The organism is Paraburkholderia sp. BL18I3N2, assembly GCF_003001875.1.
In the GTDB taxonomy this organism is placed as follows: domain Bacteria; phylum Pseudomonadota; class Gammaproteobacteria; order Burkholderiales; family Burkholderiaceae; genus Paraburkholderia; species Paraburkholderia phytofirmans.
In genome coordinates, this window is sequence record NZ_PVNC01000001.1 from 696,819 (window position 1) to 718,959 (window position 22,141).

General features: G+C 62.6%; 21 protein-coding genes. 14 read left to right on the forward strand and 7 right to left on the reverse strand.

Annotation, left to right across the window (positions count from 1 at the left end):
* Nucleotides 1–27 precede the first annotated feature (27 nt).
* Nucleotides 28–1,815: an L-arabinonate dehydratase gene (araD, locus tag B0G75_RS03205; protein WP_181309146.1), complete on the forward strand. Its 1,788-nt coding sequence runs from the start codon at nt 28–30 to the stop codon at nt 1,813–1,815.
* Nucleotides 1,816–1,899: 84 nt separating this feature from the next.
* Here araD and B0G75_RS03210 read toward each other — a convergent pair whose 3' ends face one another.
* Together B0G75_RS03210 and B0G75_RS03215 are read right to left on the reverse strand one after the other, a co-directional pair.
* Nucleotides 1,900–2,505 carry a short chain dehydrogenase gene (locus B0G75_RS03210; protein ID WP_106300554.1) on the reverse strand — a complete coding sequence of 202 codons (606 nt, stop codon included), beginning with the start codon at nt 2,503–2,505 and terminating at the stop codon, nt 1,900–1,902.
* A gap of 216 nt (nt 2,506–2,721) precedes the next feature.
* Nucleotides 2,722–3,174, reverse strand: a complete 453-nt coding sequence (locus B0G75_RS03215) for a DUF3005 domain-containing protein (RefSeq protein ID WP_106301828.1) — start codon at nt 3,172–3,174, stop codon at nt 2,722–2,724.
* A 323-nt stretch (nt 3,175–3,497) separates the two neighbouring features.
* Between B0G75_RS03215 and B0G75_RS03220 the strand changes: the two genes are divergently transcribed.
* The 3 genes from B0G75_RS03220 to B0G75_RS03230 all read left to right on the forward strand — a co-directional run bounded on the left by B0G75_RS03220 (nt 3,498) and on the right by B0G75_RS03230 (nt 5,751).
* Nucleotides 3,498–3,731 carry a hypothetical protein gene (locus B0G75_RS03220; protein ID WP_012426179.1) on the forward strand — a complete coding sequence of 78 codons (234 nt, stop codon included), beginning with the start codon at nt 3,498–3,500 and terminating at the stop codon, nt 3,729–3,731.
* 128 nt (nt 3,732–3,859) lie between these two features.
* Nucleotides 3,860–4,786, forward strand: coding sequence for a serine O-acetyltransferase EpsC (gene epsC / locus B0G75_RS03225; protein ID WP_012426180.1), 927 nt, complete (start codon nt 3,860–3,862; stop codon nt 4,784–4,786).
* Between the two features lie 143 nt (nt 4,787–4,929).
* A complete protein-coding gene (locus B0G75_RS03230; protein ID WP_106301831.1) occupies nt 4,930–5,751 on the forward strand; it encodes an AraC family transcriptional regulator in 822 nt (273 codons plus the stop codon).
* Between the two features lie 21 nt (nt 5,752–5,772).
* Here B0G75_RS03230 and B0G75_RS03235 read toward each other — a convergent pair whose 3' ends face one another.
* The 3 genes from B0G75_RS03235 to B0G75_RS03245 form a co-directional block, all read right to left on the reverse strand.
* Nucleotides 5,773–6,288 (reverse strand): metal-dependent hydrolase, encoded by a 516-nt coding sequence (locus B0G75_RS03235; protein ID WP_106300556.1) that lies wholly within the window; start codon nt 6,286–6,288, stop codon nt 5,773–5,775.
* Between the two features lie 139 nt (nt 6,289–6,427).
* Nucleotides 6,428–6,898, reverse strand: coding sequence for a hypothetical protein (locus tag B0G75_RS03240; protein WP_106301834.1), 471 nt, complete (start codon nt 6,896–6,898; stop codon nt 6,428–6,430).
* Between the two features lie 196 nt (nt 6,899–7,094).
* Complete coding sequence (locus tag B0G75_RS03245; RefSeq protein WP_106300558.1) at nt 7,095–8,246, reverse strand: porin; 1,152 nt, start codon at nt 8,244–8,246, stop codon at nt 7,095–7,097.
* Nucleotides 8,247–8,876: 630 nt separating this feature from the next.
* Here B0G75_RS03245 and B0G75_RS03250 point away from each other — a divergent pair.
* Together B0G75_RS03250 and B0G75_RS03255 are read left to right on the forward strand one after the other, a co-directional pair.
* Nucleotides 8,877–9,413 carry a hypothetical protein gene (locus B0G75_RS03250; RefSeq protein ID WP_012426185.1) on the forward strand — a complete coding sequence of 179 codons (537 nt, stop codon included), beginning with the start codon at nt 8,877–8,879 and terminating at the stop codon, nt 9,411–9,413.
* Nucleotides 9,414–9,631: 218 nt separating this feature from the next.
* Nucleotides 9,632–11,584: a PhoX family phosphatase gene (locus B0G75_RS03255; RefSeq protein WP_106300560.1), complete on the forward strand. Its 1,953-nt coding sequence runs from the start codon at nt 9,632–9,634 to the stop codon at nt 11,582–11,584.
* Between the two features lie 54 nt (nt 11,585–11,638).
* Here B0G75_RS03255 and B0G75_RS03260 read toward each other — a convergent pair whose 3' ends face one another.
* Nucleotides 11,639–12,073, reverse strand: coding sequence for a hypothetical protein (locus B0G75_RS03260; protein ID WP_106301837.1), 435 nt, complete (start codon nt 12,071–12,073; stop codon nt 11,639–11,641).
* A 238-nt stretch (nt 12,074–12,311) separates the two neighbouring features.
* On the opposite strand from B0G75_RS03260, the gene B0G75_RS03265 reads away from it, so the two are divergent.
* The 6 genes from B0G75_RS03265 to ggt all read left to right on the forward strand — a co-directional run bounded on the left by B0G75_RS03265 (nt 12,312) and on the right by ggt (nt 19,204).
* The gene (locus B0G75_RS03265; protein ID WP_106300562.1) at nt 12,312–13,013 is read left to right on the forward strand and encodes a CDP-alcohol phosphatidyltransferase family protein; all 702 of its coding nucleotides are present in this window, start codon (nt 12,312–12,314) and stop codon (nt 13,011–13,013) included.
* On the forward strand, nt 13,010–13,822 hold the full coding sequence (locus tag B0G75_RS03270; protein ID WP_106300564.1) for a 2OG-Fe(II) oxygenase: 813 nt from the start codon (nt 13,010–13,012) through the stop codon (nt 13,820–13,822). The genes B0G75_RS03265 and B0G75_RS03270 overlap by 4 nt, the downstream gene beginning before the upstream one ends.
* A complete protein-coding gene (locus B0G75_RS03275; protein ID WP_106300566.1) occupies nt 13,819–14,838 on the forward strand; it encodes a lysylphosphatidylglycerol synthase domain-containing protein in 1,020 nt (339 codons plus the stop codon). Before B0G75_RS03270 ends, B0G75_RS03275 begins: the two co-directional genes overlap by 4 nt.
* A 26-nt stretch (nt 14,839–14,864) precedes the next feature.
* Entirely contained in the window at nt 14,865–15,629 is a 765-nt protein-coding gene (locus B0G75_RS03280) for an NTP transferase domain-containing protein (RefSeq protein ID WP_106300568.1), read from the forward strand.
* Nucleotides 15,630–15,847: 218 nt separating this feature from the next.
* Entirely contained in the window at nt 15,848–17,251 is a 1,404-nt protein-coding gene (locus B0G75_RS03285) for an MFS transporter (RefSeq protein ID WP_106300570.1), read from the forward strand.
* A gap of 219 nt (nt 17,252–17,470) precedes the next feature.
* Nucleotides 17,471–19,204 carry a gamma-glutamyltransferase gene (gene ggt, locus B0G75_RS03290; protein WP_106300572.1) on the forward strand — a complete coding sequence of 578 codons (1,734 nt, stop codon included), beginning with the start codon at nt 17,471–17,473 and terminating at the stop codon, nt 19,202–19,204.
* A gap of 127 nt (nt 19,205–19,331) precedes the next feature.
* Here ggt and B0G75_RS03295 read toward each other — a convergent pair whose 3' ends face one another.
* Nucleotides 19,332–20,375 (reverse strand): S1C family serine protease, encoded by a 1,044-nt coding sequence (locus B0G75_RS03295; protein WP_106300574.1) that lies wholly within the window; start codon nt 20,373–20,375, stop codon nt 19,332–19,334.
* Between the two features lie 263 nt (nt 20,376–20,638).
* On the opposite strand from B0G75_RS03295, the gene B0G75_RS03300 reads away from it, so the two are divergent.
* Together B0G75_RS03300 and ppk2 are read left to right on the forward strand one after the other, a co-directional pair.
* Complete coding sequence (locus B0G75_RS03300; RefSeq protein WP_012426196.1) at nt 20,639–21,037, forward strand: VOC family protein; 399 nt, start codon at nt 20,639–20,641, stop codon at nt 21,035–21,037.
* Between the two features lie 156 nt (nt 21,038–21,193).
* The gene (ppk2, locus tag B0G75_RS03305) at nt 21,194–22,120 is read left to right on the forward strand and encodes a polyphosphate kinase 2 (RefSeq protein WP_106300576.1); all 927 of its coding nucleotides are present in this window, start codon (nt 21,194–21,196) and stop codon (nt 22,118–22,120) included.
* Nucleotides 22,121–22,141: the final 21 nt, after the last annotated feature.

Genomic DNA, 22,141 nt, shown 5'->3' on the forward strand with positions numbered 1-22,141 from the left:
CGCCCGGACATAAGCCGCGCTTGCGGCATGGCGAAAGACATCGTGGAGCAGACGTTGACGAAGCGAAAGGAACCCGCAGAACTGCGCAGCCACCGCTGGTACGGCGTGAACGATTTGCGCTCGTTTGGCCACCGTTCGCGCACCGCGCAAATGGGCTATGACCGCGAGGAATACGCCGGCAAACCGGTCATTGCGATTCTCAACACGTGGAGCGAGATCAATGCTTGTCACACGCACTTCAAGCAGCGTGTCGAGGAAGTCAAGCGCGGTATCTGGCAGGCCGGCGGCTTTCCGGTCGAACTTCCGGTGCAGACGCTCTCCGAGCCGTTCCAGAAACCCACCACGATGCTGTATCGCAACTTCCTCGCCATGGAAGCCGAGGAAACACTGCGCTCTTATCCCGCCGACGGCGTCGTGCTGATGGGCGGTTGCGACAAGACCACGCCCGCTTTGCTGATGGGCGCGATCTCGATGGACTTGCCGGCGATCTTCCTGCCCGCCGGCCCGATGCTGCGCGGGAACTGGAACGGCGTGACGCTCGGCTCCGGTTCCGACGTCTGGAAATACTGGGCCGAATTGCGCGCGGGCACGATCACGCAGGACGACTGGCAAGGCATCGAGGGCGGCATTGCGCGCTCGCCGGGGCACTGCATGACCATGGGCACCGCGTCGACCATGACGAGCGCGGCCGAAGCGCTCGGCTTTACGCTGCCCGGTTTCGCGTCGATTCCCGCAGCGGATTCCCGCCATGCGCAGATGGCGGCGAAAACCGGCATGCGTATCGTCGAGATGGTGTGGGAGGACCTCAAACCGTCCGACCTGCTCACGGCAGGTTCCGTCGATAACGCCGTGACCACCTGCCTCGCGCTGTCCGGTTCGACCAACGCGATCGTGCACATGATCGCGCTTGCGCGGCGTGCCGGCATCGAGTTGACGCTCGATCGCTACGACGACATCTCGCGCCACACGCCGGTGTTGGCGAACGTTCGTCCGACCGGCGCGTATCTGATGGAGGACTTTTTCTATGCGGGTGGTTTGCGCGCCTTGCTCGCCGAATTGGGCGAGCTGATCGACCGCTCGCAGAAAACCGTCAACGGCCGCACGCTCGGTGAGAATCTCGAAGGCGCGGAGATTTTCAACGACGACGTGATCCGCCGGCGTGACAAGCCGCTGCTGCCCAACAGCGGGCTCGCGGTGCTACGCGGCAATATCGCGCCCGACGGCGCTGTGATCAAACCCGGCGCCGCCGAACCGCATCTGCTCGTGCATACCGGCCGCGCGGTGGTGTTCAAGGACTACAACGACATGGCCGCGCGCATCGACGACGACGCGCTCGACATCGACGAGAACAGTGTGATCGTGCTTCAGCATGCGGGACCGGTCGGCGCGCCGGGGATGCCTGAATGGGGGCAATTACCCATCCCGCGGAAATTGCTGCAGAAAGGCGTGCGCGACATGGTGCGCATATCGGATGCGCGGATGAGCGGGACGAGTTACGGCGCGTGCGTGCTGCATGTCGCGCCGGAGTCGTTCATCGGCGGGCCGTTTGCGTTGGTCGAGAGTGGCGACATGATCGAACTCGACGTGCCGCGACGCAAACTCAACCTGCTGGTGACGGATGATGAACTCGCGCGCCGTAAAGCTGCGTGGGTCAGGCCGGCGCCGCGTTTCACGCGCGGCTACGGCGCGATGCATCAGGTGCATGTGATGCAGGCGAATCAAGGTTGCGATTTCGATTTCCTGCAACGCGGCGGCGCGCATGCCACACCGGATGCGGACGTCGCCGACGATACGGGCGAGCCTGAGATTCACTGAGTTGACGCGGCCACTGCAGCGCGCCGGCAACGCGGGAACAGGGCGCGATGCGGCTCAATAACCGCATCGCGTGAATCCTTCACTTCAATAGCCGACGCGATACACGCGGCCAGTCTGCGCGCCTTCCACGCTGCGCAGATAAGCCATCGCCGCGCGGTGCGCCGTCACCGGCTCGAAGCCGCGGAAGTAGGGCGCGTAAGCGTCCATCGCTTCGGTGAGCACGGTCGGGCTCACCAGGTTGATGCGGATGCCGCGCGGCAATTCGATCGCCGCGCCGCGCACGAAACCTTCGAGTGCCAGATTGACGGTGGTCGCGCTCGCGCCTTGCAGAATCGGTTCGTCAGCGAGGATGCCGCTCGTCAACGTGAACGAGCCGCCGTCGTTCACATATTGCTGACCCGCGAGCACCACGTTGATCTGGCCCATCAGCTTGTCGCGCAGGCCGACCCAGAACTGCTCGATGCTCATCTCGGGCAGCGGACCGAAATGCACCTTGCCGGTCGCGGTGACGACGCCATCCACTTTGCCGATCTCTCGAAAGAGCCGCTCGACGCTCGCCGGGTCGGTGCTGTCGACGCGGTATTGCCCGCGCGTCGCGCCCACTTCGATGACTTCATGGCGCGCCTTCAGTTCCGCGCTCACCGCTTGGCCCAGCGTGCCGGTGGCGCCGATCACGACGATCTTTTTCATCTACTGCTCCGTTGAAGGTTGACGTGCAGTCGATTCTGCCGATGTTTGTCAGAGGGAAATAGCCACGTCGACGTGCAGGTCCTGCAACTGTGAGTTTCTAATCGAAGTGAAAGCGCGCACCGCGAATCAAACGGTGCGCGCTTCGCAATAGACGGATTAATTAGGGCTCGCGCGAGAATTCAAACGCGCATGCAAATGCGAACATCGCGCGAATGTTTATTTCACCCGATGTAATTCGATCAGCCTGGTAGGGCGCAAATGATTAAGGGCGTAATGAATGCGGCCGCGGTCCTGACGGTTGCCGACCGGCCGTGGATCGTCGTACTGATGATCCGCCGAATACGCGCCCTGCGGCGCGACCATGCCTTTGTCGATCACGGTGTAGCCCGGTTCCAGCGCGAGCAGCAGATGATTGCCGCCCACCCGGCTGTCGAAGCCGGCCATGCCGTCGAGCGACTCGGGCACGCTATTCGTGAGCGTTGCATTGCTGGTGGTGATTTCGTCGGGCGAGATGGGGCTGTGGCCCGCTATGCGTGCGGCTTCGAGGTTTTTGCCGTCGGTGTCGACGGTGCTGTCGTGGGTGCGGTCGTTGTGCAATTCCGCAGTGTGCGCGCCGCTCTTGGCCGCCGGTTGCGTCGCGTCTGCTGGTTTGTTGATATTGCTGTTCATCATGCATTCTCCTTTGAAGAGGACATGGTGTGACATGCAGCAAAACCCGTTCCGCCTCGCACGAACCCTGATTCACCTGTTGTTGCTGCGCTTTGTCCGCAGTTGCACGCGCAGTTGCGAGTGAGGTATTCGGCTGGCGATTGCGTCCGCGATTCTTTTCGATTTTTTTAATGGACGCGTATTTTCTACAGAGTATGATCTTACTCCGACGAGCGAAGCGCGGTTAAATTGGAAGACATTCGGTCCGGCTATTTCTTGATGGCCGGTAGCACCGTCTGCGCGCCACTCAAAACATTTTACGGGGCCGTCAGGGCGGGTGACACATGCACTTCGATGCTGCATTCACACATCGCGGCTATTTGTTAAATTGCGCGCCCGCGCGCGCGGTCGATGGCACCTGGCAACCTTACGTAGTCATCTCCCGCTCGAGCGACGGCGAACTGGTCGCCAACCGTTTTTTTCCCACCGACTTGCGCTTTCGTGAGGAAGCGGCCGCCATTGCCCATGCGCGCGACTGGGCGGTGCGCTGGATCGATGCGAGCAGCGTGACCATCTGAGCGCCTCCGGCGGCATGTCATACCGCCCAAGCTCCGCCGTGGAGTGGGGCTGCGCGAGCCGCGGCAAAACGCGGTAATCTCTCGACATAATCACTTCGAACCGTGCTCCCGCGCGGCGCTGTCCTTTTATGCCTAACGTGCCTACCCAGAACTGGGGCCTCGAACAGATCGTCGCCGACTTGCGCGCGTCGCGTGAGCAACTGCATCGCACGCGGCACCCGCTCGGCATTCGCGAACTGCCGTCGCGCGAAGCGGTAGTCAACATCGTCGCCGGCCTGCGCGCCGCGCTGTTTCCCACGCACTACGGTGCGCCCGATCTGACTGACGAGACCGTCGATTATTACGTCGGCCATACGCTTGAAAGCACGCTACGGCTGCTGGCGGAACAGATTCGCCGCGCCCTGCGCTTTTTGCCCGAGTTCGGCGAAACACCGGACGTCGATCTGCAGGCGCGCGCATTCGACATCGCGCGTGAATTCGGCACGCAATTGCCGGGCATCCGCGCATTGCTGGTCAGCGACATTCAGGCGGCTTTCACCGGCGATCCGGCCGCGCAGCATATCACCGAAATTCTGCTTTGCTATCCGGGCGTGTGGGCGATGACGCATCATCGTCTCGCGCATGCGCTGCATCGCCTGGGTGTGCCGTTGCTGGCGCGTTTCATCAACGAGATCGCGCACTCGGCAACCGGCATCGACATTCACCCGGGCGCGACGATCGGGCCGAGCTTCTTTATCGACCACGGCACGGGGGTCGTGATCGGCGAGACGGCGATCATCGGCGAACGCGTGCGCGTGTATCAGGCCGTGACGCTCGGCGCGAAGAGTTTCGCCGCGGATCTGGACGGCACGTTGGTCAAGGGCAACGCGCGTCATCCGATCGTCGAGGACGATGTCGTGATCTATGCCGGCGCGACGATTCTCGGGCGCGTGACGATCGGGCGCGGCTCGGTGATTGGCGGAAATGTGTGGCTCACGCACAGCGTGCCGCCGGGCAGCAGCGTGTCGCAAGGCAAGATCCGCGAAGGCGAGCGGTCCGACGAGGGGCGGCAGTGATACGCGGCTTCGTACGCGCGTGCTCGTGTGTCTTCATGCGAAGGCGAGCGTACCGACAACCGGCAGCAGTGATGCACGGCCCGGTTTGTGAACCGTCGCGTGTATCAATGCGCGAACGTCCCTTTAGCTGCTGAGCGATGAGCATGCCGCGCGGCCGCGTCCACATGCCTCGCTGCGCGATTGGCGGCGTCGAAGCGACGGTGGCTGAAACGGCGCATGCGTTTCCGCGCCATTCGCACGACCGCTTCGGCGTCGGCGTGATCGTCAGCGGCGGGCATCGGTCGGCGAGCGGACGTGGGCTCGTCGAAGCGCGGGCCGACGATGCGATCATGGTCAATCCCGGCGAAGTCCACGACGGCAGTCCGTTGGACGAGCGCGGGCGCGCGTGGCGCATGCTGTATTTCGAGCCGTTGATGCTCGTCACCGCCGCGAGTGAGCTGACCGGCGCGGCGGCGCACGAGATCGAACTCACGCAGCCGGTGGCGCACGATCTTTTGCTGAAGCGTTTGTTCGAGCGGCTGTTCGCCGTCGCGGTGGAGGCGCCTTCCGTACCGGACGATCTGGCGCGCGAGGAGGCGTTGCTCGAATTGCTCGGGCATGTCGTGCGCGTTCATGCGACGCGGCCAACCCGCTCATGGTCGGCCGATGCATTGGGTCCCATTGCACGAGCGAAGGCACGCATCGACGACGACCCTTCTTCTCCGCTCACGCTGGCCGATCTCGCCGCCGACTCCGGCATGAGTCGTTTCCAGTTGTTGCGCGGTTTCGCGCATGAAATTGGACTGCCGCCGCATGCATACAGAATGCAGCGTCGCGTGGTGCTCGCGAGACAATGGATCGCGCGGGGCGCGACGCTTGCCGATGCGGCTGCCGCAGCGGGTTTTGCCGATCAGAGTCACATGACGCGCGCGTTCGTGCGCCTGCTCGGCGTGACGCCCGCGAACTACGCGGCCGCGCTGCGCTGAGCTTCAGCCTCAGTCTCAGCATCAGCCGATCCGCAAATGCTGGAGCAAGGCCGCGCCGTGCACGCCGTGCAACCAGACATGCTGCCCGATAAACCACGCCGCCGCCCACGAAGCCGCCACCACGATCAGATCGCAGTGCCCGCTATTCCAAAGGTTCAACGAGTGCCGGCCGGCAATCCATGGCACGCCTAATGGATTCGGCCAATCGGCGAGCAGATGTATCAGGCCGCCGCAGGCGAATCCGAAAGCCGGCGCGGCATAGACCGAATGCCCGAGCCAGTGATACGACACCGCGAGCAACGCGAGCCATCCCACACCCCAATGCGTCAGCGTGCGATGCGTGATCCACAGACGCCGCGCGCGCGACCACCACGCGACTTCCAGCCAGTCCGGCGCCGTGCTCCCAATCACCCCAGCGATGAAACTCAACAACACGCCGACATGAAACGAACCGCCGCCACCGATGCGCGCGACGATCGCCGCCGCGATGACGCCGGCCGCAAAACCGGTAGCGTGATGTGCTTTGCTGGATGCCATCGAAACTCGCGGCACAGCGCCGCTTCAGGAACAAGGGGCGGCTATGTTCGCAGATGCGCGGATAAAAAAATAGCCGGCACGCGAGTTAAAAAATTCGCGTGCCGGCGTAGCTTTCGGATCGCAAGCGTGTGACCGAAGCTCAGGTCGCGCAGCGTGCAATATCGAAGCGCATTTCCGGTTCCGGCGGATCGTCCGGCGCGTTCGCGGGATGCATGACCTTGATGACGGAGCCGGCGTTCGACGGCGTCAGCGTTACGAAATACGAGTTGTTCGAATCGGCGCCGACGGCGATCTCCGTCGCGCTGCCGACGTGTGACGTACGCACACGTGACAAACGGCTTTCGAGGCAATCGGCGATATAGGCGGGGGCGTGTTGCGAGGACACGTATATCATCGGCAGGGACGCGTCGCGGGCGGGGCCGCTGGAAGAGCCGCAGCCGGCGAGGGCAGCGAGCGCGGCGGCTGCGGGAGCAAGCAGGAGAAGTCTTTTCATGGTCCGGTCGTCGGCGTCCCCGGTCGTACGCGGGAACTTGGGGCGCGGGCGAAGCGCAACGCGATAGAGCGCAGCGTCATGCTTCGCGACGAAGCCGCCGTTCAACCGCAACGACATCGCAACGTTGCCACGTTGCGGCAAGGAAGGCAGCCGGGCTCAGTATACCCACCGGGTGCACGCGTAGTCACTATCCGCGGCCGTCGGCATTGTGTCGAAACGTAAAGGCCACGAGAACCCGCGACCCGATCGTGTCACGCGCGGGTTGTCCGCGAAGCGAATCGAACCATTCGCTTCGCGGGTATCAACTGAACACTTAGAAGCGATGGCGCAGGCCAACTGCCGCTGCCACCTGATTGCCGGTCGACGACGGCGCGAGCGTGTTGATCGCCGCGACGTTCGAACCGAAGTTGCCGAGTTCGCCCGAGGCATGCTGATACACGCCTTCCACGTACACGTCGGTGCGCTTGCTCAGCGAGTAGTCGCCTTGCAGCGATACCGTGTGCCATTTCGGATCGCCCGAGCCGTTCGAGCCGGACATCTTGCCGTCGGTGAACGTGTACGACGCCGCGAGGCTGAGGGCCGGCGTCAGCGCATAGCGGCCGTTCACTTCGTAGTTGTCCAGGTGCAGGTTGGTGCCGGCGACGCCAGGCAGCGTCGTGCCGCCGACGTCCACGCCGGTGATGCCGTCGAGCTGCGTATGCGTATAGACGAAGCCGACCGTTGCCGGGCCGTACGTGTAATTGATGCCCGCGCCGTACGTGCGTTGCAGATTGGCCGCGACCGCCGCGGTGCCGTCGCCTTGCGACACCGCGCCGCTCAGGTTCGAACTGCCCGACTGGTTCAGTTGCAGGTAAGCGGCGGCGACGCTCAACGGACCGTTGTCGTACGAAGCGCCGACGCTCCATGCGCGGTTGTTGGAGAAATCGCCGGCCGAGTTGCTGAAGCCATACAGACCGCCGAACTTCAGGCCCGCGTAATTCGCGCTCGTGTACTTGACGGCGTTCTTGATCGAGAACGAGTTGTCGAGATTGTCGTTGTCGAGCGGGTGAGCCGCCAGGTTGTTGCCGTAGCCCGCGCCTGCTTCGGACAGCGGCGCCAGGTAGTCGACCACCGAGTCGTATTGGCGGCCGAGCGTCAGCGCACCGTACTGATCGCTCTTCAGACCGACGAAGGCCTGACGGTTGAACATCGTGTTGCTTTCCGTGTCCTGCCCGTTATTCAGGTTGAAGCCGTTCTCCAACGTGAAGATCGCATGCAGGCCGCCGCCGAGGTCTTCACTGCCGCGCAGGCCGAAGTAGGTGTTCGACACCGAGCCGCTGCCTTGTTGCCAGTTGCTATGGCCGCCCTGGTTGTTCGAGTAGACGAGGCCGGCGTCCAGCGTGCCGTACAAGGTGACGCTGCTCTGGGCATGGGCGCTGATGGCAACCGCGCTAAAGAGGCCTGCTGCGATGAGGGTTTTTTTCATGGTTGGATAACTCCGAAACGTGCATGGGGAATCGCATTCCAGTGATCACCGCCAATTGCGCTGGCGGGGCTGACGATCCGCTGCGCAGTGTAGTCCTGCTATTCGTATCTTTAATCGCGGATGGCACAACAATGAATTTTCAATTCCGTAATGGCGAATGGGGAGTTGTCTAAGTGCGGATAAACAAAGAAAAAATCCATGCCGCTATGGATTCATGGATGTCATTTCAACCTGATGATGTTGCTTGATCGCGACGACTCGCCGCAAGCCATGATCGGTAAGGGACGGCGTTATTTCGAGATATTTCACCCATTTATTCTGTTTCACGCAATGTACTCTTTCAATTCATTGGTTTTATCTCAATGAATTACGGTTTTACAATTCGACTTGCCCCCTTGACCAAGGGTGTCTTTTTCATCTTTATACGCGGCCTTCGGGCCGCGTTTTTTTATGCGATTTTTAATAGCCGGTTTATAAGTTCCCGCAAATGAGGAAATAGATTATTTCGATTGTCGATGCGCTTTCCACGCCTTGTCCGTTCGTCAGAGGGCCGTATCCGCTGTGTGCGGGGCGGGTAGAATTGCGCGCTTGAGATGTGTTTCCGCCCCTGCGAACGTGAGTGAACCTGCAATGACCGATCTACCCCTTCCATCGTCCGACACCGCTGAAGATCTCACGACGGAAGGCGCGTCCGAACTGGGCGAAACCGTGCATGAAGCGCGTCTGTGGCGCGACGACGGCTGGACCGCGCGCGTCATCAAGAATGAAGACGACGAAGGCTGGGCCGTCGCAATGATCAAGGACGGCGAAGCGGAACCCGCGCTCGTCGGTCCGTGGACAATGGGCCGCAACAAGAAGGATCCGAAGCCGCTGGACACGTCGGCGTTCAACACGCTGGTGAAGACGGCGTCGGAAGTGCTGCGGCGCCATGAGCAGCAACTGCGCGCGCAACTGCATAAGGAAGTGCGGGTGGCGAGCGCGGACGGCAACGACGAACTCGACATCACGCTCGACATCGTTCCCGACGAAGATGAGCCATATGCATTGCTGACCGCGCTCGATACATTTGGCGAGCAACTCGCGCAAGTGCAGGTCGCGCCTAACTTCAAGCTCAGCAAGGCAAGCGCGGCGGCGTGGGTCGAGAACGAGTTTCGTCGTCCGGGTTAAAAGCCCGTGCCGCTGCGGCCTGCGACAGGCTCGGGGCCCGACCGGCGTTGTCTCTCAGAGGCTCCGGCTTAAATTACTAATGCCTGTCAATATACTTTCATATTCACTTCATAGAATCCTCGCGTCATAGCGGCGCGAGCGTGAACCACGTGGTTTGGGTCTGAGTGCGTGCCGGCTGTGCATTCACCCACGCTACCCAAACACTGGATCACGACAACATGGCAGAGCCGCTCGACCTTTCCCGCCGCAAGGCCCTGAAACTTCTCGTGGGCGCGCCGATGCTGCCGCTTGGCGGACTCGCCACAGCCTCGATGCTGACCGCTTGCGGAGGCAGCGACGAGCTGGCGACGCCAGTCAAACCGGTCGCCAACTTTGTCTCCGCGGCGTTCGCCAGCATGGCCGCGCCGACGCTGGCCGACCCGGCGGCCATGGCGAAGACCACGGTCGGCTCGACCTTGACGGTGCAACTGAGCGACGGCAGCAGCCGCGCGTTCAAGCTGGCGTATCAGCCGTTCTTCATCACCGGCGACAGCGTGCCGAACGTGAAGGGCGGGACGATTCTTGCCGGCGGCTACTTCGACATCAACAATCAGCCGATCGTCGATAAATCGGTGGCGGGCAAGGAGCGTCAGTTCTACTCGGATTGCCCGGACGGCAGTTCGCTGATCCGCCTCGACAATCCCACGGTGAAGGGCCTCAAAGGCAACGCGGTGTTCGCTGTCGTGCAGTTCGAATACACCACGCGCGATCAGAGTCTGGTTTCGATGTACGGCCAACTGCCGTCGCCGATCGCCGTGCTCACGCTCGACCAGGACCCGGCCACCGGCAAGCTCACGCTGGCGGGCTATTCGAACGTCGATACGTCGAAGGCCCATGGTTTGTGGATCACCTGCGGCGCGAGCCTTTCGCCGTGGAACACGCATCTGTCGAGTGAAGAGTACGAACCGGATGCAACGACGATCGCCGGCAACAGCCAGTTCAAGGGCTTCAGCCGCAGCTTGTATGGCGATGAAACCACCGCGAACCCGTATCATTACGGGCATCTGCCGGAAGTCACCGTGAATCCGGACGGTACCGGCACGATCAAAAAACACTACTGCCTCGGCCGCATCTCGCACGAACTGATTCAGGTGATGCCGGACAAGCGCACCGTCCTGATGGGCGACGACGCGACCAACGGCGGCCTGTTCATGTTCATCGCGGATCGCGAAGCCGATCTGTCGGCGGGTACGCTGTACGTCGCGAAGTGGACGCAGGTGTCGGCGAGCGGCGCGGGCGCGGCAACGCTGTCGTGGATCAAGCTGGGCCACGCGAGCAGCGACGAAATCGAGGCGCTCGCCAATCAGCTGCGCGCCAGCGACATCATGGACGTCGCGACCAAAGACCCGCTCGATCCGACCTACACGAAGATCAACTACAACGGCACGTTCAACTGGGTGCGCGTCAAGCCCGGCATGACGCAGGCGGCAACGTTCCTCGAGACGCATCGCTATGCGGCGCTGGCCGGCGGCAGCATGGGCTTCACGAAACTCGAAGGCACGACGGTCAATATCAAGGACAAGGTGCTGTATTCGGCGATGTCGCGTATCGAGAAGTCGATGGTGCGCGGCAACGCTGCATCCACCGACGTGGCCGTCGACAAGACGATCAGCGCCGGCGCGGTGTACGCGCTGAGCATGAAGGGCGGCCAGCGCGACCGCAGCGGCGCCGCGATCGACAGCGAATGGGTGCCGGTGGACATGGCCGCGCCCGCGGCGCTGGTCGGCGAGGATCTGTCGACGGCCGACGCTCTCGGCAACACGGCGAATCCCGAGCGCATTGCCAACCCGGACAACCTCAAGTTCTCGGAGAAACTGCGCACGCTCTTTATCGGCGAGGACAGCGGCATGCACGTGAACAACTTTCTGTGGGCGTACAACGTCGACACGAAGACGCTCGCGCGCGTGCTCTCGTGCCCGGCCGGAGCCGAATCGACGGGCCTGCACGCGGTCGATGAAATCAACGGCTGGACTTACGTGATGAGCAACTTTCAGCACGTCGGCGATTGGGAAAGTCCGTTGCACGACAAGGTCAAATCGACGCTCGATCCGCTTGTGCGGGCGAACTACAAGGACCGCTTCGGGGCGACGGTGGGGTATCTGACGGCGGAGCCGGCGGGGATCAAGTTATAAGGCGAAAGCGGGGGCGGGTGATCATTCCCACAGGCCCTGCGGCCACCCGCTACCTCAACTCCGCTTGCAAAAAATCGCCGTAATCAGCGGCGCCACGTGGTGCACGATCGCCGTGCTGCCGGTGCCGGCAATCGCGTTCCGCACTTTGGCCTCGCTACCGAACACCACGACGCCGTAGGCCGAACGCGCGACCGGCTCGCCGTCGCCGACACGGAACATCGGGTCGTCTTTTTCGTAGCCGACCACCGCAAACACCCGAAAGCCGTATGCCGTCAGATTCGCGCCGGAGGTCGGCGAGAAGGCGTTGATCGAGTTGCTCTCCACACGCGTGGGCTTCGGGTCGATCAACTGTTGTTCCGCGAGGTCGGCAACGAACTGATGGCCGCTTTCATTGCAGGCGAGCGGCGCGTCGAGCGCGGTGGCGTAACTGGCGAGCGGCAACGCGGCGGCTACCAGAGCAAGGAGTACAGACGAAAGAAAGCGTTTCATAAGCGTGGACGGCCACCTGAATCGATGTAGTTTGTTCGCAACGGGCGGTGGCGTGAACTCGAGACCCGAAAAGACGTTGCGCATCGAAGTCATGCCCTTGACAGGCGCAACTGGTTTGTACTTTATCGCGATTCGGCAAATCTTGCTTCGCGGCCAGCACAGATCGGGGACCGGCAGCGCTCAAAGAAACTCGCGCGAAGAAAGCAATCTTTTGCGATCCCGTATATATTTCCGGGTTATGAATTCGCAACCCCAGACTCCAATTAACGTTCCGGCGCCCAGAACATGGGACGCGCGGCTCGCCCGCCGGCTCGTGACTCCGCTCGTGAACACGTGGGTCACCCCGAACCATCTGACCACGCTGCGCCTCTTGATCGGGCTGGCAGGCGCGCTCTGCCTCGCTCACGGTGAATTCGCCTGGGCTAATGCCGGTGCCCTCCTGATCGTGCTATCGAACTTCGTCGACCATACGGACGGTGAGCTCGCGCGCATCGGCGGAAAGTCGAGCCGGATCGGTCATTTTTACGACCTCGCTAGCGACGCCCTCGTGACCGTCATGTTGTTCGTCGGCATGGGCGTGGGAGCTGGTGCCACGCACATCGGCGGCTTGAAAATCGCGCCGGGTGTGCTCGGCGCCGTGGCCGGCGTGGCGATCGCGCTGATTTTCTTCCTGCGCATGCGCATCGAGGAAATGGCCGGCAAGGCGGGCACGAAGCAGGCGTCAGTCGGCGGTTTCGAAACGGAAGACGTCTTGTATCTGCTGCCGATCGTCACGCTGACGAGCGTCGTCCTGCCCTTCGTCGTGGTCGCCTCGATCGGCGCGCCGCTCTTCGCTGTCTGGGTGATGGTCGACTACTGGCGCGTTAAGCGCCGTGCCGCCAGCCCGGCGCCTGTTGCCGCCGGCACGTCCGAAACCCGTCAAATGTGGGCCAGCGAATGAGTACGCAGGCCGAACACGACTTGATCGCGCGCGATGCGGTAGAACGCTCGCCGGCTGCATCGCCCGCACCGAATGCCGACCGCGCGGTCGCAAGCCGCACGCGCGGGTTCGACAACTCACGTCTGCGCAAGGACTTCGCGGAGCAGGGCGCGTTTCTTTTTCTGGAAGACTTTCTCGCGCCTGAAGTCACGGCGCAGCTCGTTCACAGCGCGCGTTCGCTGCTCGACGAGGTGAACCGCAACTATCTTCCGGGCCACAAGCAGGGCGGCAGCGTGAGCCGTCATACGATCGATCGCCTGGCGCCGTTCATCGCCGAGCTGTACCGCTCGAAGGAATTGATCGGCTGGCTGGAGCAACTGAGCGGCGACAAACTGCAGCTTTCGCCCGCCGACGATCCGCATGCGTACGCGCTGTACTACTACACGCGGCCGGGCGACCACATCGGCTGGCACTACGACACTTCGTACTATGACGGCCGCCGTTATACGCTGCTGCTCGGCGTGATCGACGAATCGTCGTGCCGCCTCGACTACGAGCTCCATACGCGTAATCCGGATGTCGCGGATCAACCGGGCTCGGTGCAGATTCCGCCGGGCGGTCTGGTGTTTTTCGACGGCGACAAGCTGCGCCATCGCATCACGCCCGCCGGCGCGAGCGAAATGCGCGTGTCGCTCACGTTCGAATACGTCACTGACCCGAACATGCGGCCCTGGCGTCGCTTCATCTCGAACATGAAGGACGCGATTGCGTACTTCGGCTTCCGCCAGGTCTTTCGCCAGATGACCCGCCGCGGGAAGGACCACGCATGAGCCGCGCGGCCCTGATTCTGCTGTCGATCGGGACGGCGCTGTTTGTCGGCCTGCTCGCGTGGCAGGGTTTCGGCTCGGTCGCCTCGACGCTGCTCACGGCAGGCTGGGGACTCGCGCTCGTCGCGGCGTTTCACCTCGTGCCAGTGCTTCTCGATGCCGGCGCGATCTCGGTGTTGTTCCATCCTCGGCGTGACGGCATCCATCACGATCTGACGTGGCGCGACGCGCTGTTCGCGCGCTGGATCGGCGAGTCGGTGAATAGCCTGTTGCCGGCCGGCCAGATCGGCGGACCGGTGGTCATGGTGCGGCAACTGTCCCAGCGTGGCATGCGCATGCGCGATGCGGCCGCTGCGATCACGGTGAGCACGACCGCGCAGGCGCTCGCGCAAATCATCTTCGCGCTGGGCGGCCTGCTGCTGTTCGGCGCTTACGCTGCGCACGGCGCGCTGCACGATCTGCAAACCGCCACGCTGATCGCGACCGGCGTGCTGGGCGCGATGATCGTCGGGTTTTATTACGCGCAACGGCGCGGTCTGTTCGGCCGCCTGCTCGGCGTGGTCTCTCGGGTTTTCGGCAAGCGCGACTGGTCTTCGCTGATGACGCGCGCCGAAGCCGTCGACGCCGCCGTGCAGGCGATGTACCGCGAACGCGGCCGCGTGGCGGCGAGCTTCGCGATGAGCCTGCTAGGCTGGATCGTCGGCACGGTGGAAGTGTGGCTCGCGCTGCGCTTTCTCGGACATCCCGTCGACTGGGTCGACGCGTTGTTGCTCGAAAGCCTGGGCCAGGCCATTCGGGGTGCGGCCTTCATGATTCCCGGTTCGCTCGGCGTGCAGGAAGGCGGCTATCTGCTGCTCGCGCCGCTGGTCGGTTTGCCGCCGGACGCGGCCCTGGCGTTGTCGCTCGCCAAGCGCGCCCGCGAAATCCTGCTAGGCTTGCCGGGTCTGCTGGTTTTGCACTTCAGTGAACGAAGCTGGCAACGGCGCCGCGCTCTTGGGCGCGTGCCGGTTGTCGATTAAACTCCGCATTTTTAAAAGGACCGCGCATGCGTGCCATCATTCTCGCTGCGGGCCTCGGCCTGCGTCTCCAGCAACCGCCGGAAGCTCAGTTCCCGAAGTGTCTGTTGCAATTCGACGGCATGAGCCTGCTCGAACGGCATCTGCAAATGCTCGAAACCGCCGGCGTGACTGAAGTCGTGCTGGCGCTCGGCTTTCAGCCGGAATCGGTGCAGGCGGAACTGGAGCGCATCAACTGGCCGCATCAGGTGGAAACGGTGTTGAACACGCGTTACGACCTGGGCAGCGTGCTGACGGTGCACACGGTGGCCGAGGCGCTGACGCGCGGCGGCGACGTGCTGTTGATGGACGCTGACGTGCTCTACGACGAGCGCATCCTGGCTGCTTTGGTGGCGGGCGAGACGGTCAACCGCCTGTTGATCGACCGAGATTTCGAAGCCGGCGACGAACCCGTCAAGCTGTGTCTGAAAGACGGCGTGCCGGTCGAGTTGCGCAAGCAGCTCGCCGTCAATCTCGAGTACGACACCATCGGCGAATCGGTCGGGTTCTTCCGCTTCCGCCAGGAAACCGCGCAACGCTTTGCGCAGATCGTGGCCGGCTATGTGGACAGCGGCCGCGCCAACCTGCCGCACGAAGAAGCGGTACGTGATCTGCTGCTGGAACGTAGCCAGGTGTTCGATACCGCCGACGTGACCGGCGCACCGTGGATCGAGATCGACTTCCCGAACGACGTGGCTCGCGCAAGCACCGAGATTCTGCCGCAGTTGCAGCCGCTGGTCAGCGCATCGCGCTAAGTCATCCGTCTGCCCGTTCGCTGACGTATTGAAGGTTGAGCCGGCTGAATGCCGGCTCAACCTTTTTTCGTTTACGGCTCGCGCACTCGCCGCGACTGCTGCCTGGTTGCGCGCTCAACCATCGGGCACGAAAAGACCTCGCGCAACAACATCTGTTGCCGATGCGATGCCATAATCGACGCTTTACACCGACGGCCTTGCCACCCGCCGCCATGCCAATGCCTCTCGCTTTAGGCACTTTCATTGTTCCGCTGATCGTCGCGTGTGCGATGTTCATGGAAAACGTGGACGGCACGGTCATCGTGACGTCGCTGCCGGTTCTGGCGCGCGATCTCGGTCAGGATCCCATCACCCTCAAGCTTGCCGTGACGGCGTATGTCATCGGCCTCGGCGTCTTCATCCCAATCTGCGGCTGGGTTGCTGATCGCTTCGGTTCGCGCACGGTGTTTCGCACGGCCATCGGCGTGTTCATGGCCGGCTCGCTGATGTGCGCGGCTTCCACATCGCTCGGCACGTTCGTGGTTGCGCGCTTCGTGCAGGGCATTGGCGGCGCGATGATGGTGCCGGTGGGCCGCATCATCATTTTCCGTTCGGTGCCGAAGTCCGACTTCATTCGCGCGGTCAACTATCTGACGGTGCCGGCTCTGCTCGGGCCGGTGGTCGGGCCGCCGCTGGGTGGTTTCATCACCACTTATCTGCATTGGCGTCTGATCTTTTTCATCAACATTCCAATTGGCCTGCTGGGCATCTGGCTCGCGAACAAACACATCGCCAACGTGCGCGAAGCGCATCCGGGCCGGCTCGACTGGACAGGGTTCTTTTTGTCCGCGAGCGGGGCGTCGCTATTCATGCTCGGGCTTTCGCTAGTGGGCGGCGAGTTGGTGTCGAACACGGTGTCGGTCGGCATGTGCGTAATCGGCGTGGTATTGCTGACGCTGTATGTGCTGTACGCGAGGCGCGTCGAATTGCCTGTGCTCGATTTGCGGCTGCTGCGTATTCCGAGTTTTCACGCGAGCGTGGTGGGTGGCTCGCTGTTTCGCATCGGTCTCGGGGCGGTGCCGTTTCTGTTACCGCTTGCCTTGCAGGAAGGCCTCGGCATGACTGCCTTCAAGTCGGGGTCGATTACCTGTGCGTCCGCGTTCGGCTCGATCTTCATGAAGGCGGCCGCGTCGCGCATTCTGGAGCGCTTTGGTTTTCGCACCGTGCTGATGTTCAACGCGGGCTGCGCGGGCCTCGCCATCGCGGTCTACGGTTTGTTCTTTCCGGGCACGCCGCATTGGCTGATCTGGTGTGTGGTGCTGTTCGGTGGCTTCTTTCCGTCGCTGCAGTTCACGTCGTTGAATACCTTGGCATACGCCGATATTCCGAGCCGTGACGTGGGTCGCGCGACGAGCGTCGCAAGCGTGATCCAGCAGATTTCGTTGGGCCTCGGTGTGACGATCGCGGGTATCGTGCTGCAGATTTCGCATAACGTGCAGGGTCATTCGGCCATCGTGTTCTCCGATTTCTGGCCGGCTTTTCTCGTGGTCGGTCTGTTCTCGTTCATGTCGATTCCGATCACCGCTCGACTGCCGCACGGCGCCGGCGACGAGATTGCGCGCGGCAGTCGCGGCAGCGCATAAGCGCAACGCGCGGTGGCATGGAGCGGCTCGGCATATGGCTTGCTGAGCGCTTTTGTCTTGGGTTTTTTGACGGGTGCTTTTGCGCGTCGCCAGACCGGTCTTTTTGTGTGCCGCACCATGGACACTACGATATATAGCGGCTTCGCAAGCGATCGGTCGCATGTTATAAACCCAAGGCATCTGTAATCATCGGATGAAAGTCGTCTTGGGGGATACGTAATGAAGTTGTTCCGCAACGTTAAATCGTCGGCCAGCGGATTCGCGCTGGTCGCGCTCGTCTCTGTTTCCACCGGCTTTCTCGAAGCCACGCCGGCGATTGCGAAGCCGCCCGCGAAAGCTCAACCGGCTGTCCTCACTGCCTCCGCGATCGCGGTCGCTGACAAATTCAGCGCCGACGCCGCCGAGCAGATCTTCAAGGAAGGCGGCAACGCCGTCGACGCAGCCGTGGCGATCGCCTTCACGCTTGCCGTGACCTATCCGGAAGCGGGCAACATCGGCGGCGGCGGTTTCATGACGCTCTATGTCGACGGCAAGCCATACTTCCTCGACTACCGCGAACGCGCTCCGCTGGCCGCAACCAGGAACATGTATCTCGACGACAAGGGCGAGGTCATCAAAGGCATGAGCCTGTTCGGTTACCGCGCAGTGGGCGTGCCAGGCACCGTCGACGGCATGTGGCAGGCGCAGCGCCGCTTCGGCAAGCTCAAGTGGAAGCAGGTGCTTGCACCGGCCATCCACTACGCGCGCGATGGTTTCGAGGTCAGCCAACAGTTGCAGGAACGCCGCGACGACGCCGCGAAAGACTTCGCCGGAAAAACCAACTTCGATACCTACTTCGGCAATCTGAAGCAGGGCGTCAACTTCAAGCAACCGGATCTGGCCGCCGTGTTGCAGCGCATTTCGGATCAGGGCGCCAAAGACTTCTATCAGGGCAAGACGGCCGATCTGATCGCGGCATCCATGCGCGGTCACGGTCTGATCACGAAGGCCGATCTGCAACAGTACAAGGCAGTGTGGCGTGAACCGATCCAGGCGGACTGGAACGGCTATCGCGTCTACACGGCGCCGCCTCCTAGCTCGGGCGGTATCGGTCTCGTGCAGCTGCTGAAAATGAAGGCCGACATTGCGCCCGACTTCAAGGACGTCGCGCTCAATTCCGCGCAATACGTGCATTTGATCGCGGAAATCGAAAAGCGCGTGTTCGCCGACCGCGCGCAGTACCTCGGCGATCCTGACTTCTATAAGGTGCCGGTCGCGCAATTGACCGACGACGCGTATATCGCCAGGCGCTCCGGCGAAGTGAATCCGAATGCGCCGTCGGACACGAAGAGCATTCAGGCCGGCCTCGGCACATCGATGCCGGAAAAAGCGGAAACCACGCACTTCTCCGTGATCGACAAGTGGGGTAATGCCGTCTCGAACACGTACACCATCAACGGCTATTTCGGGTCGGGCGTGGTGGCGGATCGCACGGGCATCGTGCTGAACGACGAGATGGACGACTTCTCCGCGAAGCCGGGTGTCGCGAATATGTTCGGCGTGGTGGGCAGCGACGCGAACGCGATCGAGCCGAAGAAGCGGCCGCTCTCCTCGATGAGCCCGACGATCCTGACGAAGGACGGCAAAGTATCGCTCGTAATCGGCACGCCGGGTGGCTCGCGCATCTTCACGTCGATCTTCCAGGTGATCAACAACGTCTACGACTACAACATGCCGCTGCAGCAGGCTGTTGCCGCGATGCGTTTCCATCATCAGTTGTTGCCGCCGAACACGATCTTCTGGGAGCCGTACAAGCCGATCGACGGTGAACTCGCCAAGCAGATCGAAGCCAAGGGCTACACGCTGAAGGGACAGGATTTCAGCGGCGATATCCAGGCGATCAAGATCGATGGCAATACGCCGGAAGCCGCTGCGGATCCGCGTGGCCGGGGTGTGACGCGCGTGATCCAGTAAGTGTTTTATTGCTGGCCATCGGGCAGTGCATCTAGCGATGAGATGCGCTGCTTCCTGACAGAAAGCCTCGCGTTCGTCCGAACGCGAGGCTTTTTTGTGCTCCACGAAAATGCATGCCGCTTGCGTCTCAGCTAGCCTGCTCGACTGGCGTCAACGTCAATTCGAGCCGCTGTGCGCCGCGCAACACCGTCACATTGACCGGTCTATCGATTCGCGATGCGTCAAGCGTGCGCTGCAAACTGTCCACGTCCTGCACGGCCTGCGTATCGATCGCGATGATCGTATCGTCGGTGCGCAGACCGCCGAGCGCGGCCGGGCTGCCTTTGACGATCTCCATGACATGTACGCCGCTTTCCGAGCTTAAGCCGAAATAACGCTGCACGCGGCGCGACAGCGGCCTGGTCGTGCCCGCCACGCCGATATAAGCGCGCCGCACGCGGCCATGCGCGAAGATCTGCATGATGACCCACTTGGCGGTGTCGATTGCGGTGGCAAAGCAGATGGCCTGCGCGCCGGGAATGATCGCGGTATTCACGCCGATCACCTGGCCCGCCGAATTGATTAGCGGACCACCCGAATTGCCGGGATTGAGCGCGGCGTCGGTCTGGATCACGTCGTAGATCATGCGGCCCGAATTCGAACGCAGCGAGCGGCCGAGCGCCGACACCACACCGGTCGTGACCGTTTGCGCGAGGCCGAGCGGATTGCCGACCGCAATCGCAATCTGTCCGACGCGCAGCTTCGACGACTCGCCGAGTTCGACATGCGGCAGCGGCTCCGGCGAGCCGATCCGCAGGACAGCCAGATCGCTGCCGGGGTCGTCGCCGACCAGATCGGCGTCGAATTTCGCGCCGTCGGCGAGCGTCACGGTAATGTGGGTGGCGCCGTGCACGACGTGACTATTGGTGAGCAGATAGCCGTCGGGCGTGAACAGAAAGCCCGAGCCGGTGCCGCCGCGCGAACCGCGGCCGCGGCCGGACGGCTCGCCGGGCAGGCGCCGTTCGACGGCAATGAAGGCGACTGCTTGCTGAACGCGTTCCAGCGCGCCGATGACGGTGCGGGAATAGGCGTCGAGCAGGGCGTCGTCGGAAAAAGGATTGAGTGTCTCGGGCCCGGGGGCGTCGGATGCGGCGCGCGACAGGTCATCGACGAAGCGTGGGCGGCTTCCCATGGCGATGCTCCGGATAAACGGAATGCGAGATGCGGGGCGTCGCGAAGGTTTTCAAGTGGCCGCGAGGCGCGCCGCGGCGGGGTGCGCTGTGAGACACTTTGCGAAGCCAGCGAGCCAGCGAGCCAGCGAGCCAGCGAGCCAGCGAGCCAGCCAAGCCAAGCCGCTGGCAAGCTACTAGCCAGCAAGCCAGAGCGGGCGCCACAGCCACGGCACGCACCGTGCTGCGCACACAACACGTCCGCCATGCCAAGGAGAGAGCCGCCATGAACCCAGCCGCCACATCACCTTCGTCGAGCGGGCCGACGGAACCGCAAATCGAATCGATCAGCGCCATCACGCTTGCCACCCGCGACATGCCACGCGCCGTGCTGTTTTATGAAGCGCTCGGCTTTCCGATGAAATTCGGCGGTCCGCAGGAGGCTTTTACTTCGTTTGCGTTCGGCGGTTCGTATCTGAACCTGATCGTCGATACGCGCGCGCCGGTCGCCTGGTGGGGCCGCGTGATCATTTATGTCTCCGACGTCGACGCGCTTTATCGCAAAGCGCTGGCGGCAGGGCTAAAACCGTCGCTGGAACCGTCCGATGCGCCTTGGGGCGAGCGCTATTTCCACATTACCGATCCGGACGGCCACGAACTCAGTTTCGCGAAACCGTTGCGCTAGCGCCGGGCGGCCGGGCGAAACTCGCTATCATGGGCGTCGACAGGGCGCGCAGCCGCGGTGGTAACACGGCTGACACCTGACGCTTCGATAATCGAACGCGTCCGCGTCGCGTTTGCCGCCGCGCGCTTAACCATTTCCGTTGCCAGGAGAGCCGCAATGAAAGAGCAGGATCCGAGACCCGAGGCTGAATTGATGGCAGAGCGGCAGCGCCGTTTCGAAGAGGACCTGATCGACGCCTACGACGAGGAACTCGAAATGGAGGTCGACGACCGCATCATCGACGGCGCGGAGGGCTTCACGCCTGAGCATCGGGAGGCGCGCAAGATGTACTTCCGCGAGCTGTTCCGGTTGCAAGGTGAACTCGTGAAACTGCAGGACTGGATCGTGCAGACCGGCCATCGCCTCGTGGTGATTTTCGAGGGGCGCGATGCGGCCGGCAAGGGCGGCGCGATCAAACGCATTACGCAACGGCTCAATCCGCGGGTGTGCCGCGTGGCGGCGCTGCCGGCGCCGAATAACCGCGAACGCACGCAATGGTATTTTCAGCGCTACGTGTCGCATTTGCCGGCCGGCGGCGAAATGGTGCTGTTCGATCGCAGCTGGTACAACCGCGCGGGCGTCGAGCGTGTGATGAATTTTTGCAGCGACGAAGAGTACGAAGAGTTTTTCCGGTCGGTGCCGGAATTCGAAAAGATGCTGGCACGCAGCGGCGTGCAGATTCTCAAGTACTGGTTTTCGATTACCGACGAAGAGCAGGAGATCCGCTTTCAGAACCGCATTCACGACCCGCTGAAGCAGTGGAAACTGAGTCCCATGGACCTTGAAAGCCGACGTCGCTGGGAAGCCTATACGCAGGCCAAGGAAGTGATGCTGCAGCGCTCGCACATTCCCGAAGCGCCGTGGTGGGTCGTGCAGGCGGTCGACAAGAAGCGCGCGCGCCTGAACTGCATTCACCATTTGCTGAGCCAGGTGCCGTATCACGAGATCGAGCATTCGCAGATCGAATTGCCTTCGCGCGTTTATCACGACGAGTACAGCCGTCAGCCTGTGCCGGCCTCGATGATCGTGCCTGAGGTGTACTGATCGGCGAGAAGTGCGGGGTGG

Bases quoted from the DNA above. Each gene is read 5' to 3' on its own strand.
- epsC (WP_012426180.1), top strand. From the start codon at position 3,860: ATGCCTAACGTGCCTACCCAGAACTGGGGCCTCGAACAGATCGTCGCC.
- B0G75_RS03255 (WP_106300560.1), top strand. From the start codon at position 9,632: ATGGCAGAGCCGCTCGACCTTTCCCGCCGCAAGGCCCTGAAACTTCTC.
- B0G75_RS03220 (WP_012426179.1), top strand. From the start codon at position 3,498: ATGCACTTCGATGCTGCATTCACACATCGCGGCTATTTGTTAAATTGC.
- B0G75_RS03270 (WP_106300564.1), top strand. From the start codon at position 13,010: ATGAGTACGCAGGCCGAACACGACTTGATCGCGCGCGATGCGGTAGAA.
- B0G75_RS03210 (WP_106300554.1), bottom strand. From the start codon at position 2,505: ATGAAAAAGATCGTCGTGATCGGCGCCACCGGCACGCTGGGCCAAGCG.
- B0G75_RS03285 (WP_106300570.1), top strand. From the start codon at position 15,848: ATGCCTCTCGCTTTAGGCACTTTCATTGTTCCGCTGATCGTCGCGTGT.
- ppk2 (WP_106300576.1), top strand. From the start codon at position 21,194: ATGAAAGAGCAGGATCCGAGACCCGAGGCTGAATTGATGGCAGAGCGG.
- B0G75_RS03295 (WP_106300574.1), bottom strand. From the start codon at position 20,375: ATGGGAAGCCGCCCACGCTTCGTCGATGACCTGTCGCGCGCCGCATCC.
- B0G75_RS03280 (WP_106300568.1), top strand. From the start codon at position 14,865: ATGCGTGCCATCATTCTCGCTGCGGGCCTCGGCCTGCGTCTCCAGCAA.
- B0G75_RS03230 (WP_106301831.1), top strand. From the start codon at position 4,930: ATGCCGCGCGGCCGCGTCCACATGCCTCGCTGCGCGATTGGCGGCGTC.
- B0G75_RS03245 (WP_106300558.1), bottom strand. From the start codon at position 8,246: ATGAAAAAAACCCTCATCGCAGCAGGCCTCTTTAGCGCGGTTGCCATC.
- B0G75_RS03265 (WP_106300562.1), top strand. From the start codon at position 12,312: ATGAATTCGCAACCCCAGACTCCAATTAACGTTCCGGCGCCCAGAACA.
- B0G75_RS03215 (WP_106301828.1), bottom strand. From the start codon at position 3,174: ATGAACAGCAATATCAACAAACCAGCAGACGCGACGCAACCGGCGGCC.
- B0G75_RS03260 (WP_106301837.1), bottom strand. From the start codon at position 12,073: ATGAAACGCTTTCTTTCGTCTGTACTCCTTGCTCTGGTAGCCGCCGCG.
- B0G75_RS03275 (WP_106300566.1), top strand. From the start codon at position 13,819: ATGAGCCGCGCGGCCCTGATTCTGCTGTCGATCGGGACGGCGCTGTTT.
- ggt (WP_106300572.1), top strand. From the start codon at position 17,471: ATGAAGTTGTTCCGCAACGTTAAATCGTCGGCCAGCGGATTCGCGCTG.
- B0G75_RS03250 (WP_012426185.1), top strand. From the start codon at position 8,877: ATGACCGATCTACCCCTTCCATCGTCCGACACCGCTGAAGATCTCACG.
- araD (WP_181309146.1), top strand. From the start codon at position 28: ATGGCGAAAGACATCGTGGAGCAGACGTTGACGAAGCGAAAGGAACCC.
- B0G75_RS03240 (WP_106301834.1), bottom strand. From the start codon at position 6,898: ATGTCGTTGCGGTTGAACGGCGGCTTCGTCGCGAAGCATGACGCTGCG.
- B0G75_RS03300 (WP_012426196.1), top strand. From the start codon at position 20,639: ATGAACCCAGCCGCCACATCACCTTCGTCGAGCGGGCCGACGGAACCG.
- B0G75_RS03235 (WP_106300556.1), bottom strand. From the start codon at position 6,288: ATGGCATCCAGCAAAGCACATCACGCTACCGGTTTTGCGGCCGGCGTC.